At 59.5% G+C, this 14340-nt stretch carries 14 protein-coding genes; 1 reads left to right on the forward strand and 13 read right to left on the reverse strand.

Features of this window, described 5'->3' with window-relative positions; all coding sequences use genetic code 11:
• The first annotated feature begins 562 nt into the window (after window positions 1–562).
• Window positions 563–2242, forward strand: coding sequence for a 2-isopropylmalate synthase (gene leuA / locus GIW28_RS23725; RefSeq protein ID WP_017138560.1), 1680 nt, complete (start codon window positions 563–565; stop codon window positions 2240–2242).
• 152 nt (window positions 2243–2394) lie between these two features.
• On the opposite strand, the gene GIW28_RS23730 is transcribed toward leuA, so the two are convergent.
• From GIW28_RS23730 to fdx, 13 genes are all read right to left on the reverse strand, one after another.
• On the reverse strand, window positions 2395–3186 hold the full coding sequence (locus GIW28_RS23730; RefSeq protein WP_186617303.1) for an amidohydrolase: 792 nt from the start codon (window positions 3184–3186) through the stop codon (window positions 2395–2397).
• Window positions 3174–4322, reverse strand: a complete 1149-nt coding sequence (locus GIW28_RS23735; RefSeq protein WP_099550104.1) for a pyridoxal phosphate-dependent aminotransferase — start codon at window positions 4320–4322, stop codon at window positions 3174–3176. The genes GIW28_RS23730 and GIW28_RS23735 overlap by 13 nt, the downstream gene beginning before the upstream one ends.
• 133 nt (window positions 4323–4455) lie before the next feature.
• Window positions 4456–5925 (reverse strand): ribosome biogenesis GTPase Der, encoded by a 1470-nt coding sequence (gene der / locus GIW28_RS23740; protein WP_053135513.1) that lies wholly within the window; start codon window positions 5923–5925, stop codon window positions 4456–4458.
• Window positions 5926–6060: 135 nt separating this feature from the next.
• Window positions 6061–7212: an outer membrane protein assembly factor BamB gene (gene bamB, locus GIW28_RS23745; RefSeq protein ID WP_186617307.1), complete on the reverse strand. Its 1152-nt coding sequence runs from the start codon at window positions 7210–7212 to the stop codon at window positions 6061–6063.
• On the reverse strand, window positions 7205–7846 hold the full coding sequence (locus GIW28_RS23750; RefSeq protein ID WP_236446659.1) for a YfgM family protein: 642 nt from the start codon (window positions 7844–7846) through the stop codon (window positions 7205–7207). Before GIW28_RS23750 ends, bamB begins: the two co-directional genes overlap by 8 nt.
• 41 nt (window positions 7847–7887) lie before the next feature.
• Window positions 7888–9177 carry a histidine--tRNA ligase gene (gene hisS, locus GIW28_RS23755; protein ID WP_017135952.1) on the reverse strand — a complete coding sequence of 430 codons (1290 nt, stop codon included), beginning with the start codon at window positions 9175–9177 and terminating at the stop codon, window positions 7888–7890.
• A 21-nt stretch (window positions 9178–9198) separates the two neighbouring features.
• A complete protein-coding gene (gene ispG / locus GIW28_RS23760; RefSeq protein WP_056858733.1) occupies window positions 9199–10308 on the reverse strand; it encodes a flavodoxin-dependent (E)-4-hydroxy-3-methylbut-2-enyl-diphosphate synthase in 1110 nt (369 codons plus the stop codon).
• Window positions 10309–10310: 2 nt separating this feature from the next.
• Window positions 10311–11312 (reverse strand): RodZ domain-containing protein, encoded by a 1002-nt coding sequence (locus GIW28_RS23765; protein ID WP_099550105.1) that lies wholly within the window; start codon window positions 11310–11312, stop codon window positions 10311–10313.
• A complete protein-coding gene (pilW, locus tag GIW28_RS23770; RefSeq protein WP_017135949.1) occupies window positions 11312–12070 on the reverse strand; it encodes a type IV pilus biogenesis/stability protein PilW in 759 nt (252 codons plus the stop codon). The genes GIW28_RS23765 and pilW overlap by 1 nt, the downstream gene beginning before the upstream one ends.
• Before the next feature lie 12 nt (window positions 12071–12082).
• Complete coding sequence (gene rlmN, locus GIW28_RS23775; protein ID WP_017135948.1) at window positions 12083–13231, reverse strand: 23S rRNA (adenine(2503)-C(2))-methyltransferase RlmN; 1149 nt, start codon at window positions 13229–13231, stop codon at window positions 12083–12085.
• Window positions 13232–13260: 29 nt separating this feature from the next.
• Entirely contained in the window at window positions 13261–13686 is a 426-nt protein-coding gene (gene ndk, locus GIW28_RS23780; RefSeq protein ID WP_003175956.1) for a nucleoside-diphosphate kinase, read from the reverse strand.
• Window positions 13687–13778: 92 nt separating this feature from the next.
• Window positions 13779–13982, reverse strand: a complete 204-nt coding sequence (iscX, locus tag GIW28_RS23785; protein WP_017135947.1) for a Fe-S cluster assembly protein IscX — start codon at window positions 13980–13982, stop codon at window positions 13779–13781.
• Window positions 13983–13996: 14 nt separating this feature from the next.
• Entirely contained in the window at window positions 13997–14338 is a 342-nt protein-coding gene (fdx, locus tag GIW28_RS23790) for an ISC system 2Fe-2S type ferredoxin (RefSeq protein ID WP_015885743.1), read from the reverse strand.
• Between the last annotated feature and the right edge of the window lie 2 nt (window positions 14339–14340).

A 14340-nucleotide genomic window follows, 5' to 3' on the forward strand; every position in this document is an offset into this window, starting at 1 on the left:
CGGACAACCGCACAACAAAACAGCCCAGGTCTCGTCTACACAACGTTCCGCGCCGCATGCGGGGGCCGCCTCCCACCTGCTCGCCACAACAAGCCTGCTCGCCACAACAGCCCACCTGCCACAGACTTCGTGTTAACCGGTTGTGTAGATACCTATGCTCATCGCGGGCAAGCCTGGCTCCCACAGGTGAACGCGATTCCCTGTGGGAGCCGGGCTTGCCCGCGATGACGCCAGGCCTGCCAGCCCAATTGCGCGCCCGATAAGTACCGCGCAATAAAAAGAAACCCCACACTCAATAACCGACACAAAATATCGAATCCCAGCCAAATATCAGAACTTATCTCAATTTTTCCCGACTGCTTGCCATCTTTCACCCCTGCGGTTAGGGTTGAGCTTATGAAAACCTCTCACACCCTCATTCAGCTCCGCCAGCACCGCAGCCTGTGCCTCGTCAGCGCACGACTGCCAGGCTGAATCGATCTGCCTCGTCCCAAGCTTCGCCCCCAATAACAGTTTTACGGCAGGCCGCCTTTTCTCGGCCCCTACTACAAAGGATTTCCCGATGAGCATGCTCAAAGACCCGTCTTCGAAGTACCGCGCGTTCCCGACCATCGATATCCCGGACCGCACGTGGCCGTCGAAGACCATCACTGAAGCGCCGATCTGGTGCAGCTCCGACCTGCGTGATGGCAACCAGTCGCTGATCGAGCCGATGGACGCCGCGAAAAAGCTGCGTTTCTGGAAGACCCTGGTGTCTGTAGGCGTGAAGGAAATCGAGGCCTCGTTCCCAGCCGCGTCGCAAACCGACTTCGACTTCGTGCGCACCTTGATCGAAGACAACCACATCCCCGCGGACACCACCATCCAGGTGCTGACCCAGGGCCGTGAAGACCTGATCGCACGTACTTTCGAATCCCTGCGCGGCGCTAAAAAGGCCATCGTGCACTTGTACAACGCCACATCGCCGTCGTTCCGCCGCATCGTGTTCAACCAGGACAAAGATGGCATCAAGGCCATCGCGGTCAACGCGGCCAAGCTGTTCGTCAAATACGCCGCCCAGCAGCCGGAAACCCAGTGGACTTTCGAGTACTCCCCAGAGACCTTCAGCGCCACGGAGCTGGAGTTCGCCAAGGAAGTGTGTGATGCGGTGATCGAGGTATGGAACCCGACGCCAGAGCACAAGATGATCCTCAACCTGCCGGCCACGGTTGAATGCGCGACACCCAACATCTATGCCGACCAGATCGAGTGGTTCGGCCGCCATATCAACCGTCGTGACAGCGTGATCATCAGCCTGCACACCCACAACGACCGCGGCACCGGCGTGGCTGCTACCGAGCTGGGCCTGATGGCCGGCGCTGACCGTGTCGAAGGCTGCCTGTTCGGCAACGGCGAGCGTACCGGTAACGTCGATCTCGTGACCGTAGCCTTGAACATGTACACCCAAGGCCTCGACCCGCAGCTGGACTTTTCCGATATCGATGGCGTGCGCAAAGTCGTCGAGGAGTGCAACCAGATTCAGGTGCACCCACGTCACCCGTACGTCGGCGACCTGGTGCACACCGCTTTCTCCGGCTCCCACCAGGACGCAATCCGCAAGGGCTTTACCCAGCAGAAAGCCGACGCGCTGTGGGAAGTGCCGTACTTGCCGATCGACCCGGCGGATATCGGCCGCAGCTACGAGGCGGTGATCCGCGTAAACAGCCAGTCGGGCAAAGGCGGCATCGCCTACCTGCTGGAGCAGGAGTACGACATCAGCTTGCCACGCCGCATGCAGATCGAGTTCAGCCAAGTGGTACAGGCCGAGACCGACCGCGTGGGCCTGGAGATGACTGCACCACAGATCTACGCCTTGTTGCAGCGTGAATACCTGCAAGCCAACACCCCGTACGCGCTGGTCAGCCATCGCCTGCAGGAAGAAAACGGCAATAGCACCGTGGAAGTGGAAGTCTCGGGCAAGGGCCAGGGCGAAACCAACCTGCGCTGGAACGGCAAGGGCTACGGCACTTTGGAAGCGCTGGTGGCGGCGCTGCCGATCAAGGTTGAGATCATGGACTACAACGAACACGCGATCGGCGCCGGTACCCATGCCAAGGCGGCGGCTTACATCGAGCTGCGCGTGAACGGCGAGCGTCCGGTGCATGGTGTGGGGATTGATGAAAATATCACCACCGCGAGCTTCAAGGCGGTGTTCAGTGCGCTGAACCGCTCGTTGAGCCAGCTGGAAGCGAAGGCGGCGTAAGCGCTGTCGCGGTAATGCAAAAGGCCCCTGGGTGAGAATCCAGGGGCCTTTTTATTTGTGGTGTCTGCTAGGGCCTCATCGCGGGCAAGCCCGGCTCCCACATTTGGAATGCATTCACCTGTGGGAGCGGGCTTGCCCGCGATAGCGGTCTGTCAGACAAACTGAAAGTCATCGGCATCCAGATTTGCCGGAAACCTGGTGCGATACGCTGCCAACTCTGCCGCATTCAGGCACACCTGAAACACCCCATCCGCCTCCCCGGCACTCAGCAGGGTCTCACCCTGGAAATCCAGCACCTGGCTGTCTCCGGTGTAGGCGAAGCCTTTGCCATCGGTACCCACCCGATTGACTGCCGCCACGTAACACAGGTTCTCAATAGCACGCGCCGGCAGCAAGCGGTTCCAGTGCTGACGGCGCGCACCCGGCCAGTTCGCGGTGTACAGCAGCAGGTCAGTGTCCTGGGCATCACGGCTCCACACCGGGAAGCGCAGGTCGTAGCAAATCAACGGGCGTATACGCCACCCCTTCAACTCGAACTGTACCTGGCGCTCGCCGGGCGTGTAATGGTCGTGCTCGCCAGCCATACGGAACAGGTGACGCTTGTCATAGTGCAACACTTCCCCGTCCGGGCGTGCCCATAGCAGACGGTTACGGTGGCTGCCGTCGGCAGCCTGGATGATCACGCTGCCGGTGATCACCGCGTTGTACTTCGCCGCCTGGGCTTGCAGCCAATGATGAGTCGGGCCATGTTCCGGCTCGGCAAGGGTTTGCGACTCCATGGAGAAACCGGTGGTGAACATCTCCGGCAGTACAATCAGGTCGGCGCCTTTGGCCTGCTCCAGCAACAGCTCGAAATGTTCGAGGTTGGCCTGACGGTCATGCCATACCAGGCTGGTCTGGACCAAGGCGATATTCAGGTCGGGCAATGCAGTCAAATCACGCATAGTTTCTCCGCCGCGTGTTGCAGCGTCTCCTCGCGTTTGGCAAAGCACAGGCGCACCAGGCGCTGGCCTTGCGGCGGGCTCTGATAGAACACCGAGACGGGGATGGTCGCCACGCCGTGTTCGCGGGTCATCCACAGTGACATGGCGACGTCATCCAGGTCGGGGCGAATCTGCGAGTAATCCACCAGTTGGAAGTAAGTGCCGGCCACCCGGGTAAAGCTGAAACGCGACGGCGCCAGCAGGTCGCAGAACAGGTCGCGCTTGGCCTGATAAAAGGCCGGCAATTGCTCGACGTGTTCCGGGTGTTCGGCCATGAAGTCAGCCAAAGCGTACTGCAAAGGGGTCACGCCGCAAAAGTTGACATATTGATGCACCTTGCGCAGCTCGGCGGTCAGGGCCGGGGGTGCGACCACGTAGCCGGTTTTCCAGCCAGTGACGTGGTAGGTCTTGCCGAAGGAGCTGACCACAAACGCCCGCTGATACAACTCTTCGTGGGCCAGCACGCTGACATGGGGCACGCCGTCGAACACCAGGTGTTCGTAGACCTCATCGCTGATCAGGTAGATATCGCGGTCGCGGATAAGCTCGGCCAACTGGTCCAGCTCGGCCCGACTGATCAACGCGCCGGTGGGGTTGTGCGGCGAGTTGAGGATGATCATGCGCGTGCGCGGCGAGAGCGCAGCCTTGATCTTGTCAAAGTCGAGCGCGAAGCCTTGCAGGCTCAATTGCACATGCACGCAACGGCCACCGGCCAGCTCGACCGACGGCTCGTAACTGTCGTAGCTGGGGTCGAACACGATGACTTCATCGCCGTTGCGGATGACCGCCTGGATCGCGCAAAAGATCGCCTCGGTCGCGCCTGGGGTGATGGTCACTTCGCTGTCGACATCCACTGTAGCGCCATAACTGCGGGCGATCTTGGCCGCCACTTGTTGGCGCAACACGGGCAGGCCGGTCATCGGTGCATATTGGTTATGGCCGAGGGCGATATGCTTGCCCACGGCATCGAGCAACCCTTGAGGGCCATTAAAATCGGGAAAGCCCTGGGACAGGTTAAGCGCGCCGGTTTCGGCAGCCAATTGCGACATTGTAGTAAAAATGGTGGTGCCGACATTCGGCAGCTTGCTGGTGATCATCGGAGGCCCCTGCAGGTGAGCCCCAAGTTTTAAGCTGCCCTAAGCATCGGGTCAAGGCACAAACCACCGCGCACAAAAAAGGGCTCCAAAGGAGCCCTTTTTGCAGCGTGTCGCTCACAACTCAAAGCGGCGCTTATTTCTTGTCGCGGCGCTTCTTGTCGGCCTTCTTGTGGTGAGTCATCAAACGACGCTTCTTGTTCACCTGACGGTCAGTCAGTGTGTTCTTGTTGCCTTCGTATGGGTTCTCGCCACCCTTGAACTCGATACGGATCGGCGTACCGACCAGTTTCAAGACACGGCGGTAGGTGTTTTCCAGGTAACGCACGTAGGACTTGGGCACCTTCTCGATCTGGTTACCGTGGATCACGATAATCGGCGGGTTGGCACCACCCAAGTGGGCGTAACGCAGTTTGATCCGACGGTTGTTGACCATCGGTGGCGCGTGCTCGCCAACCGCGTCTTCCAGGATCTGGGTCAGGCGGTTGGTCGGCCAGCGAGTAACCGCAGACTTGAACGAGTTCTGCACGGACGCGTAGAGGTTGCCCACGCCGGTGCCGTGCAGTGCCGAGATAAAGTGGATATCGGCGAACTCGACGAAGAACAGCCGACGTTGCAGCTCGATCTTGACGAAATCGCGCTCGCTCGGCGTCATGCCGTCCCACTTGTTGATCGCGATGACCAGGGCACGACCGGCTTCCAGGGCAAAGCCCAGCAAGTTGAGGTCGTGGTCCACCACGCCTTCGCGGGCGTCCATCACGAAGATCACCACGTTGGCGTCTTTGATCGCCTGCAGGGTTTTGACCACCGAGAACTTTTCAACTTCCTCGTGGATCTTGCCGCGCTTGCGCACACCGGCGGTGTCGATCAGCGTGTACTTCTCGTCGTTACGTTCGAACGGGATGTAGATACTGTCGCGGGTAGTACCCGGCTGGTCATACACGATGACCCGGTCTTCACCGAGCATGCGGTTAACCAGGGTCGACTTGCCGACGTTCGGACGGCCGATGATGGCGATCTTGATACCGTCTTTTTCGCTCGGGCCAGGAATGCGCTTGGCTTCCTCACCTTCGGCAACGATCTCTTCCTCGCCCTCTTCTTCCTCAGCGTCATCCTTGGGGAAGTCGCGCAGGGCGATTTCCAGCATCTGGGTGATGCCGCGACCGTGGGCACCGGCGACCGGGATCGCATCGCCCAGGCCCATTGGGCTGAATTCGGCACGGGCCGCTTCAGGATCGATGTTATCGATCTTGTTGGCGACCAGATAGGAACGCTTGTTGCGCTTGCGCAGGTGCTCGCCAATCATCTGGTCGGCAGCGGTGTAGCCCGCACGGGCGTCCACCAGGAACAACACAACATCGGCTTCTTCGATAGCGAGCAGCGACTGCTCGGCCATCTTTTCGTCCATGCCATGCTCGTCACCGGAGATACCACCGGTGTCGACAATAATGTAGGAGCGCCCTTGCCACTTTGCCTCACCGTATTGGCGATCACGGGTCAGACCGGACAAGTCGCCAACGATGGCGTCACGAGTCCTGGTCAGGCGGTTGAACAAGGTGGACTTGCCGACGTTAGGTCGGCCCACCAGGGCGATTACGGGAACCATGCGGCTCTCCACTTCGTTATTTCAGAAAATACAAAAGCCGCTGCAAGGCAGCGGCTGGTGCTCGGGGCAGCATAGTCAAATGCCGCATGCCCCGCCGAAGCGGGGCCGCCTGGGTTTTACCCCAAGCATAGTTGCTTACTTGATGGTCAGGGCTTCCAGCTTGCCGCTGTTGCCAAACACGTAAAGCATGTTACCCACAACCAGCGGACGCGCACGCAGACCGTCGCTGTCGATACGCTCGCGGCCGACAAAACGACCGTCTACCTGGCTCAGCAGGTGCAGGTAACCTTCGAAGTCACCTACCGCTACGTAGCTGGAGAACACTTCCGGTGCCGACAGTTGACGGCGAGCCAGGGAGTCGTTGCTCCACAGCGCAGTGGTGGAACGCTCGTCGACACTTTCAACGGTGCCGGAAGCGAGGCTTACGTAGACGCTGCCGAACCCTTGGGCGACACCGGCGTAGCTGGAAGCATCACGCTGCCAGTTGATGCGGCCGCTTTGCAGGTCCAGCGCCGCAACACGGCCCTGGTAAGTGGCCACGTAAATGGTTTCACCCGACAGCAGCAGGCCGCCGTCGATGTCCACTACGCGGTCCAGCTCGGAGCGACCTTGCGGGATGGCCACACGGGTTTCCCAGGCCGGCACGCCGTTCTGAGTATCCAGGGCGACCACTTTACCGGTCGACAGGCCAGCAACGGCCAGGTTGTTCGTCACAATCGGACCACTGGTACCGCGCAGGGTCAACACCGCCGGGGTGCTGTCATACAACCAGCGCTGGTTACCGGTGGCGGCATCCAGGCCGATCACACGGTCATCCTGGGTTTGCACCACGACGATATCGCCGTTGGTGGCAGGCGCGGAGAGCACTTCACTGGTCACCCGAGCGCGCCATTTCTCTTCACCCGTTGCCGAGTCCAGAGCCACCACGTCGCCTTTAAGCGTACCGATCAGCACCATGCCGTAGCCGACGCCCACACCACCGGAAACCGGCAGCTCGAGGTCTTTCTTCCACTTCACGTCGCCATTCATACGATCCATGGCCATGACAACGCCAGTGGAGTCAGTGGCCACGATGTTGTCGCCGTCGATTGCCGGCTGCAACAAGTTGTACAGGTCGCCCTGGCCGTCACCGACGGAGCGGCTCCACTGCTTTTGCAGGACCACTTCTTCCTTGAAGCTGGTCAGCTCGGCAGGAGGCAGTTCTTTTTTACTGTTGCTGCTGCAACCCGCGGCCAGAACGGCCAGAGCCAGCAATGCTGCATGTTTCCAACGGATCACGTCACGCATCCCCTTTGGCCAAGTCGTCCAGCTTGATTTGTAAGCCACCGACCGCTGCTTCATCAGACAGCGCCGCCTTGGCTTTTTGGTACGCAGCATAGGCTTCGTCGGTACGACCCAATTGGACCAACAGGTCGCCCTTGAGCTCTTCACGAGTGGCCACAAATGCCTTGTCAGCATCGCCGTCGAGCAGTTTGAGTGCTTCGTCAGCCTTGTTCTGTGCCGCCAATACCTGCGCCAGGCGCTGACGTGCGATTTCACCCAGGGTCGGGTTGGTCGGTTTGTCGGCGATGGCCTTCAGCTCGGTGGCTGCGTCATCCAGCTTGCCGGTGTCGACCGCAACTTTCGCGACGAACAGGCTGCCGTACTGGGCGTAGGTGCTACCGCCAAATTCGTTTTTCAGCTTGCCGGCAAGGTCCGCCACTTGGGCTGGATCAGGCTTGCCGTCCGGCGTCAGCGTGGTTTCCAGCAATTGCTGATAGAGGATCGAGGCGCCTTGGGACTGGTTGGCCTGATACTTGTGCCAGGCTTGCCAGCCGAACACCACCACTAAAGCCAGCAGACCGCCAGTAACCAGGGGCTTGCCGTTACGCTGCCACCAGTCCTTGAACTCGGCCAGTTGCTCATCATCAGTACTCGACACCCCAATACTCCTTAATCGCTAAATTCGGCTGTTCGACAGCTTCAACCCTGCACGACGCAGGTGGCCAAGTGCGCGGCGAGCGCATCAAAGGCAATGTTCTGTTGCTCGCCCTGGCCACGCAGGGGTTTGAAACCTATCACTTGCTGGGCCAGTTCGTCATCGCCGAGGATCAGCGCATACAGCGCGCCGCTCTTGTCGGCCTTCTTGAACTGGCTCTTGAAGCTGCCGGCGCCGGCATTGATCTGCAGGCGCAGGTTCGGCAGTTGGTCACGCACTTTTTCGCTCAGGGCCAGGGCTGCCAGTTCGGCGGCCTCGCCAAAGGCGCATAGGTACACGTCCACCTGACGGGAGATTTCTTCCGGGACCTGCTCCAGGGTTTCCAGCAGCAGGATCAGCCGCTCGATGCCCATGGCGAAACCTACGCCGGTGGTCGGCTTGCCGCCCATTTGCTCAACCAGGCCGTCGTAGCGACCACCGGCACACACGGTGCCCTGGGCGCCGAGTTTGTCGGTGACCCACTCGAACACGGTCTTGCTGTAGTAATCGAGGCCACGCACCAGTTTAGGGTTGATGACGTAGGGAATACCGGCCGCATCCAGGCGAGCCTTGAGGCCCTCGAAGTGCACGCGCGATTCGTCGTCCAGGTAGTCGGCCATTTTCGGCGCGTCGACCAGTACGGCTTGGGTGTCGGCGTTCTTGGTATCGAGGACGCGCAACGGGTTGGTTTTCAGACGGCGCTGGCTGTCTTCATCCAATTTGTCCAAGTGAGCAGACAGATACTCGACCAGGGCAACGCGATAGCGACCCCGGGATTCGCTGGTGCCCAGGCTGTTGAGCTCAAGCTTGACCGCGTCGCGGATGCCGAGCAGGCCCCACAGGCGCCAGGTCAGCACGATCAGCTCGGCGTCGATGTCCGGACCATCGAGGTTGAACACCTCGAGGCCGATCTGGTGGAACTGGCGATAACGGCCTTTCTGCGGGCGCTCGTGGCGGAACATCGGGCCGATGTACCACAACTTCTGCGGCTGGCCACCACCGGTGAGACCATGCTCGAGCACGGCACGCACGCAGGCGGCTGTACCTTCCGGACGCAGGGTCAGGGAGTCACCGTTGCGATCTTCAAAGGTGTACATCTCTTTTTCGACGATGTCGGTCACTTCACCGATGGAGCGCTTGAACAGCTCGGTGAACTCGACGATCGGCATGCGGATCTGTTTGTAACCGTAGTTATCCAACAGGCGCGCGACCGTGCTCTCGAAGTAGCGCCACAGTGGCGTCTGCTCCGGCAGGATGTCGTTCATGCCACGAATGGCTTGCAGAGACTTGCTCACATCTAATCCTTAAATTCGTTCTTAGCCGCGCGCGATCAGCGCTGCGTCAGCCGCAACCTTTTCAGCTGCTTTCTCGCGGATCAGCTTTTCCAGATGATCCACGAGATTCTCATTCGTCAGTTTCTGCGACGGCTTGCCGTCGATGTAAATCAGGTTCGGTGTACCGCCAGTCAGGCCCACATGGGCTTCCTTGGCTTCACCCGGCCCATTGACCACACACCCGATCACCGCTACATCCAGCGGCACCAGCAGGTCTTCGAGGCGAAGCTCCAGGTCGTTCATGGTTTTCACCACGTCGAAGTTCTGCCGCGAGCAGCTCGGGCAGGCAATGAAGTTGATGCCACGGGAACGCAAACGCAGGGATTTGAGAATGTCGTAGCCGACTTTCACTTCCTCTACGGGGTCTGCCGCCAGGGAGATGCGGATAGTATCGCCAATCCCTTCGGCGAGCAGCATACCGAGACCCACCGCAGATTTCACTGTGCCTGAGCGCAAACCGCCCGCTTCAGTGATACCCAGGTGCAGCGGCTGCACGATTTCCTTGGCCAACAGGCGGTAGGCTTCTACCGCCATGAACACGTCGGAGGCCTTTACGCTGACCTTGAAGTCCTGGAAATTCAGGCGTTCAAGGTGCTCGACGTGGCGCAATGCCGACTCAACCAGCGCGGCTGGGGTTGGTTCGCCGTACTTTTTCTGCAGGTCTTTTTCCAGCGAACCGGCGTTGACGCCGATACGGATGGGAATGCCACGGTCACGTGCCGCGTCCACCACGGCGCGCACACGGTCTTCGCGACCGATGTTGCCCGGGTTGATGCGCAGGCAGTCCACACCCAGCTCGGCCACACGCAGAGCGATTTTGTAGTCGAAGTGAATGTCGGCGACCAGCGGAACCTTGACCAGTTGCTTGATGCGGCCAAAGGCCTCGGCAGCGTCCATGTCCGGTACGGATACGCGCACGATGTCCACACCGGCGGCTTCCAGACGGTTGATCTGGGCGACTGTGGCGGCAACATCATTGGTGTCGCTGTTGGTCATGCTCTGCACTGCGATAGGGGCATCGCCACCTACCGGTACGGAGCCGACCCAGATCTTGCGCGATACGCGACGTTTGATTGGAGATTCGCCGTGCATGACTATTGTCCCAACTTGAGGCGAGCAGTCTCGCCACTGGTGAACGGCGCCACGTCCACAGGCTGGCCGTTGTAGGCCACTTGCGCGCCACGGGCAAAGCCCAGACGCAGCGTCAAAGGAGGCTTGCCGCCTTGGTCAAGCGTATCTCCCTTACGCTTCAGACCGCTAAACAGCACTTTGCCATTGCCATCGGTGACTTGCGTCCAGCAGTCAGCGATGAAGGTAATCTGGATATGCCCGTCGCCGGCGATCAATGCCGGGGTGGTGGGAGGCGAAATCGCGGCCGGGGCCGGGGCCACTGGTGCGTTAGTCGCCGGGGCCTGCGCCGGAGCAGCCGGAGCAGCTGGCGTATGCGCCTGGGCAACCGGGGCAGCCGGTACGGTTGGAGCCGGCACAGCAGCGGTGGCTGCAGGTGCAGTGCCCGCTTCCGGAGTCGGTTGCTCGGTGGTAGCCGGCGCTTCCGAGGCGGCCTGCCCTTGGGCAACCGCCTGGTCTTCCGGCTCATCCAGCGGGTGAATCTGGGTGGTGCCGTCGGCGCTTTCGACTTCGACGTGCTCCATGGCGTTGCTGGTAAGGTCTTTGGTGCGTTGGGAGGCCTGGTCTTGCCACCAGACGAAACCGCCACCCACCACGGCAATCAGCAGCAACAGGCTGACAATCCGCAAAATAGTGTGGGAAACCCGTACCGGCTCCTCGATGCGGCCCAGGCCATGCACATTGCTGCCCTGGGAATCGGTGCCGGTGAACTGGTCAAATTCCTGGACCAGTACCGCCTGGTCGATGCCCAGCAACTTTGCATAGGCGCGGATATAGCCGCGGGCAAAAGTATGCCCAGGCAGCTTGTCGAACGCGCCGGCTTCCAGGTTGCCCAGGGATGTGGCGGTCAAATTGAGCTTGAGGGCCACTTCTGCCAGCGACCAACCATTGCTTTCGCGGGCCTGACGCAAGGTCTCGCCTGGGTTTACGCGATTAGCTGCTACAACTTCCGGGTGCGCCGCTTTCATCATTGCTCCGACAGGTATTGCTGATATTCCGGCGTACCGGGATAGAGTCGTTCGAGTTGCTGGCCAAACTGTGCGGCCGTGTCGCGTTCTTCATGAACCGTCGCCAGGCGCACACCGAGCAATAGACTACGTGCATTTTGCCCGCTGAGCAGGCTAAAACGCTCGTAAAAGTCACGTGCCGGCACATAATGCCTGTCTTCGTAAGACAACTCAGCCATTTCGAGTAAAGCCCGTGGCTGGCGATTGTTCAGGTGCAGGGCTTTTTCCAGTTGCTGACGACCGCTGTCGCGCAGGCCAAGGCGTATCGAGGTCACCCCAAGGTTTTCGAATACTCGCGAACGCTCAGGATAAAGGGTATCGGTACTGGCTTGCTGGAAATAGCGGGACGCCTGGTCGTAACGTTGCTGCGCAAACAGAAAACTGCCGTAGTTGTTCAGCAGCCGCGGGTCGGCAGGACGTGCGGCCAGGGCCTTGTGAAAATACGCGTCGGCCAGTTCAGGCTCGGCCTGGGCCTGGAATACCAGCGCCAGTGCGGCATTGGCATCGGCGTCGTCGCCGTCCAGCTCAAGGGCTTTTTTCAACGGCACCTTGGCCTGTTCGCTCATGCCCTGGCGCAGATAACCCAAGCCCAATTGCACATAGGCAATTCGCGCCTCGTCACGGCCTTTGCCGGTTTGCATGGGGCTGTCATGGCCCGATGAAACACAACCGGCCGCGAGACCGGTAAAAAGCAACAGCAGCGCAAGGCGCAAGGGCATAGAGGTCCTCTCTCAGATTCGATTCACAGCAATTTGCGGCAAATCTTCGGCGGCGTTAAGTTCGCGCACGGCGATATAACGCTCACTGCGGCGGGTGCGATCCATCACTTGCCCGACCAGTTGGCCACAGGCGGCGTCGATGTCTTCACCACGGGTGGTGCGCACAGTAACGTTGTATCCGGCCTGGTGCAGTTGATCCTGGAAACGACGGATGGCGTTGTTGCTCGGCCGCTCGTAGCCAGAATGGGGAAACGGGTTAAACGGAATCAGGTTGATCTTGCACGGGGTGTTCTTGAGCAGTTCGATCATTTCGACCGCGTGCTCAACTTTGTCGTTGATGTCCTTGAGCATGGTGTACTCAATGGTCAACACACGCTTTTCGCCCAGGGTCGCCATGTAACGCTGGCAAGATTCGAGCAGCATCTTAAGCGGATACTTCTTGTTGATCGGCACCAATTGGTTACGCAATGCGTCATTCGGTGCGTGCAACGACAGCGCCAGGGAGACGTCGATGTGCTTGGCCAGCTCATCGATCATCGGCACCACGCCGGAAGTCGACAGGGTCACACGGCGCTTGGAGATGCCGTAGCCGAGGTCGTCCATCATCAAATGCATGGCGGCAACGACGTTGTCGAAGTTCAGCAGCGGCTCACCCATGCCCATCATCACCACGTTGGTGATGGCACGGTCGACGGTTGCCGGGACGCTGCCAAAGGATTTGTTGGCAATCCACACCTGGCCGATGACTTCGGCGGCGGTGAGGTTGCTATTGAAGCCTTGCTTGCCGGTGGAGCAGAAACTGCAGTCCAGGGCACAGCCTGCCTGGGACGAAACGCACAAAGTGCCGCGCTTGCCCTGGGGAATGTAGACGGTCTCGACGCAGCTGCCGGACGCCACGCGCACCACCCACTTACGGGTGCCGTCGGTGGAGATGTCCTCGCTGACAACCTCGGGACCACGGACCTCAGCAATGGCCTTGAGCTTGTCGCGCAGGGCCTTGCTGACGTTCGTCATGGCGTCGAAATCGTCGACACCAAAGTGGTGAATCCACTTCATTACCTGACCGGCACGGAAACGCTTCTCCCCGATTGAGTCGAAGAATTTTTCCATTTCCTGTTGAGTCAGACCCAGCAGGTTGGTTTTAACAGTCGATGTAGTCATGGATTCACCCTCACTCTTTAAGCCGATGCTTAGCGAGCGGTTACTTCAGTAGCAGCGAAAAAGTACGAGATTTCGCGAGCAGCAGCGGCTTCGGAGTCCGAACCGTGAACAGCGTTGGCGTCGATGGACTCAGCGAAGTCAGCACGGATAGTGCCGGCAGCGGCTTCTTTAGGGTTGGTAGCGCCCATCAGCTCGCGGTTCAGAGCGATAGCGTTTTCGCCTTCCAGAACCTGAACAACAACAGGGCCGGAGATCATGAAGGCAACCAGGTCGCCGAAGAAGCCACGAGCGCTGTGCTCAGCGTAGAAGCCTTCAGCTTCAGCTTTGGACAGTTGCTTGAGTTTCGAAGCTACAACCTTCAGGCCGGCTTTTTCGAAACGAGTGGTGATCTCGCCGATGACGTTTTTTGCAACAGCGTCAGGCTTGATGATGGAGAAAGTACGTTGAACAGCCATGGTGTAACTCCAGAAACGGTAATTTACGAAAAATTAAACCCGCGAATTATACGCGGGTTATTAGGTATTGCCTAACTGCGTAAAAAGTCGGCTCAGTCGTCTGCTTCTTCGATCCACAGACCCTGAATCGCCTCCAGGACCTTTTCGCCACCCCGGTCAGGAATGTCGTCGAATTCCGGCAGCGCCATTACGAGGTCGCGCAATTTGACGAAGTTCACGGTAAGAGGATTGACCTCAGGATGAGCTTCAGCAAGTTGTATAGCGATTTCTTGTACATCAACCCATTTCAGGCTCATGACATTTCCTTGAATCAATGCGGCGCTTCGGCTGCATGGTTGAGGGAATATTTCGGAATTTCGACGGTAATGTCTTCCGTGCCGACCTTTGCCTGACAGCTTAGGCGAGAAGTCGCCTCAAGGCCCCAGGCGCGATCCAGAAAGTCCTCTTCCAGCTCGTCCGCTTCTTCGAGAGAGTTGAAACCTTCGCGAATCACGCAGTGGCAGGTCGTGCAGGCGCAGACACCGCCGCAGGCGCTTTCGATCTCGATGTGGTTGTCATGGGCAACCTCGAGGATGGACTTGCCGGTCTCAGCCTCCACAACCATACCGTCCGGGCAATGCTCGGCGTGTGGCAGAAAAATGACCTGCGGCATTA

This window comes from Pseudomonas sp. PA-5-4B, assembly GCF_021606215.1.
In the GTDB taxonomy this organism is placed as follows: domain Bacteria; phylum Pseudomonadota; class Gammaproteobacteria; order Pseudomonadales; family Pseudomonadaceae; genus Aquipseudomonas; species Aquipseudomonas edaphica.

Excerpts from the sequence above, each read along its gene's own strand:
- leuA (WP_017138560.1), top strand. The coding sequence starts at position 563 with ATGAGCATGCTCAAAGACCCGTCTTCGAAGTACCGCGCGTTCCCGACC.
- GIW28_RS23730 (WP_186617303.1), bottom strand. The coding sequence starts at position 3,186 with ATGCGTGATTTGACTGCATTGCCCGACCTGAATATCGCCTTGGTCCAG.
- GIW28_RS23735 (WP_099550104.1), bottom strand. The coding sequence starts at position 4,322 with ATGATCACCAGCAAGCTGCCGAATGTCGGCACCACCATTTTTACTACA.
- der (WP_053135513.1), bottom strand. The coding sequence starts at position 5,925 with ATGGTTCCCGTAATCGCCCTGGTGGGCCGACCTAACGTCGGCAAGTCC.
- bamB (WP_186617307.1), bottom strand. The coding sequence starts at position 7,212 with ATGCGTGACGTGATCCGTTGGAAACATGCAGCATTGCTGGCTCTGGCC.
- ispG (WP_056858733.1), bottom strand. The coding sequence starts at position 10,308 with ATGCACGGCGAATCTCCAATCAAACGTCGCGTATCGCGCAAGATCTGG.
- GIW28_RS23765 (WP_099550105.1), bottom strand. The coding sequence starts at position 11,312 with ATGAAAGCGGCGCACCCGGAAGTTGTAGCAGCTAATCGCGTAAACCCA.
- pilW (WP_017135949.1), bottom strand. The coding sequence starts at position 12,070 with ATGCCCTTGCGCCTTGCGCTGCTGTTGCTTTTTACCGGTCTCGCGGCC.
- rlmN (WP_017135948.1), bottom strand. The coding sequence starts at position 13,231 with ATGACTACATCGACTGTTAAAACCAACCTGCTGGGTCTGACTCAACAG.
- ndk (WP_003175956.1), bottom strand. The coding sequence starts at position 13,686 with ATGGCTGTTCAACGTACTTTCTCCATCATCAAGCCTGACGCTGTTGCA.
- iscX (WP_017135947.1), bottom strand. The coding sequence starts at position 13,982 with ATGAGCCTGAAATGGGTTGATGTACAAGAAATCGCTATACAACTTGCT.
- fdx (WP_015885743.1), bottom strand. The coding sequence starts at position 14,338 with ATGCCGCAGGTCATTTTTCTGCCACACGCCGAGCATTGCCCGGACGGT.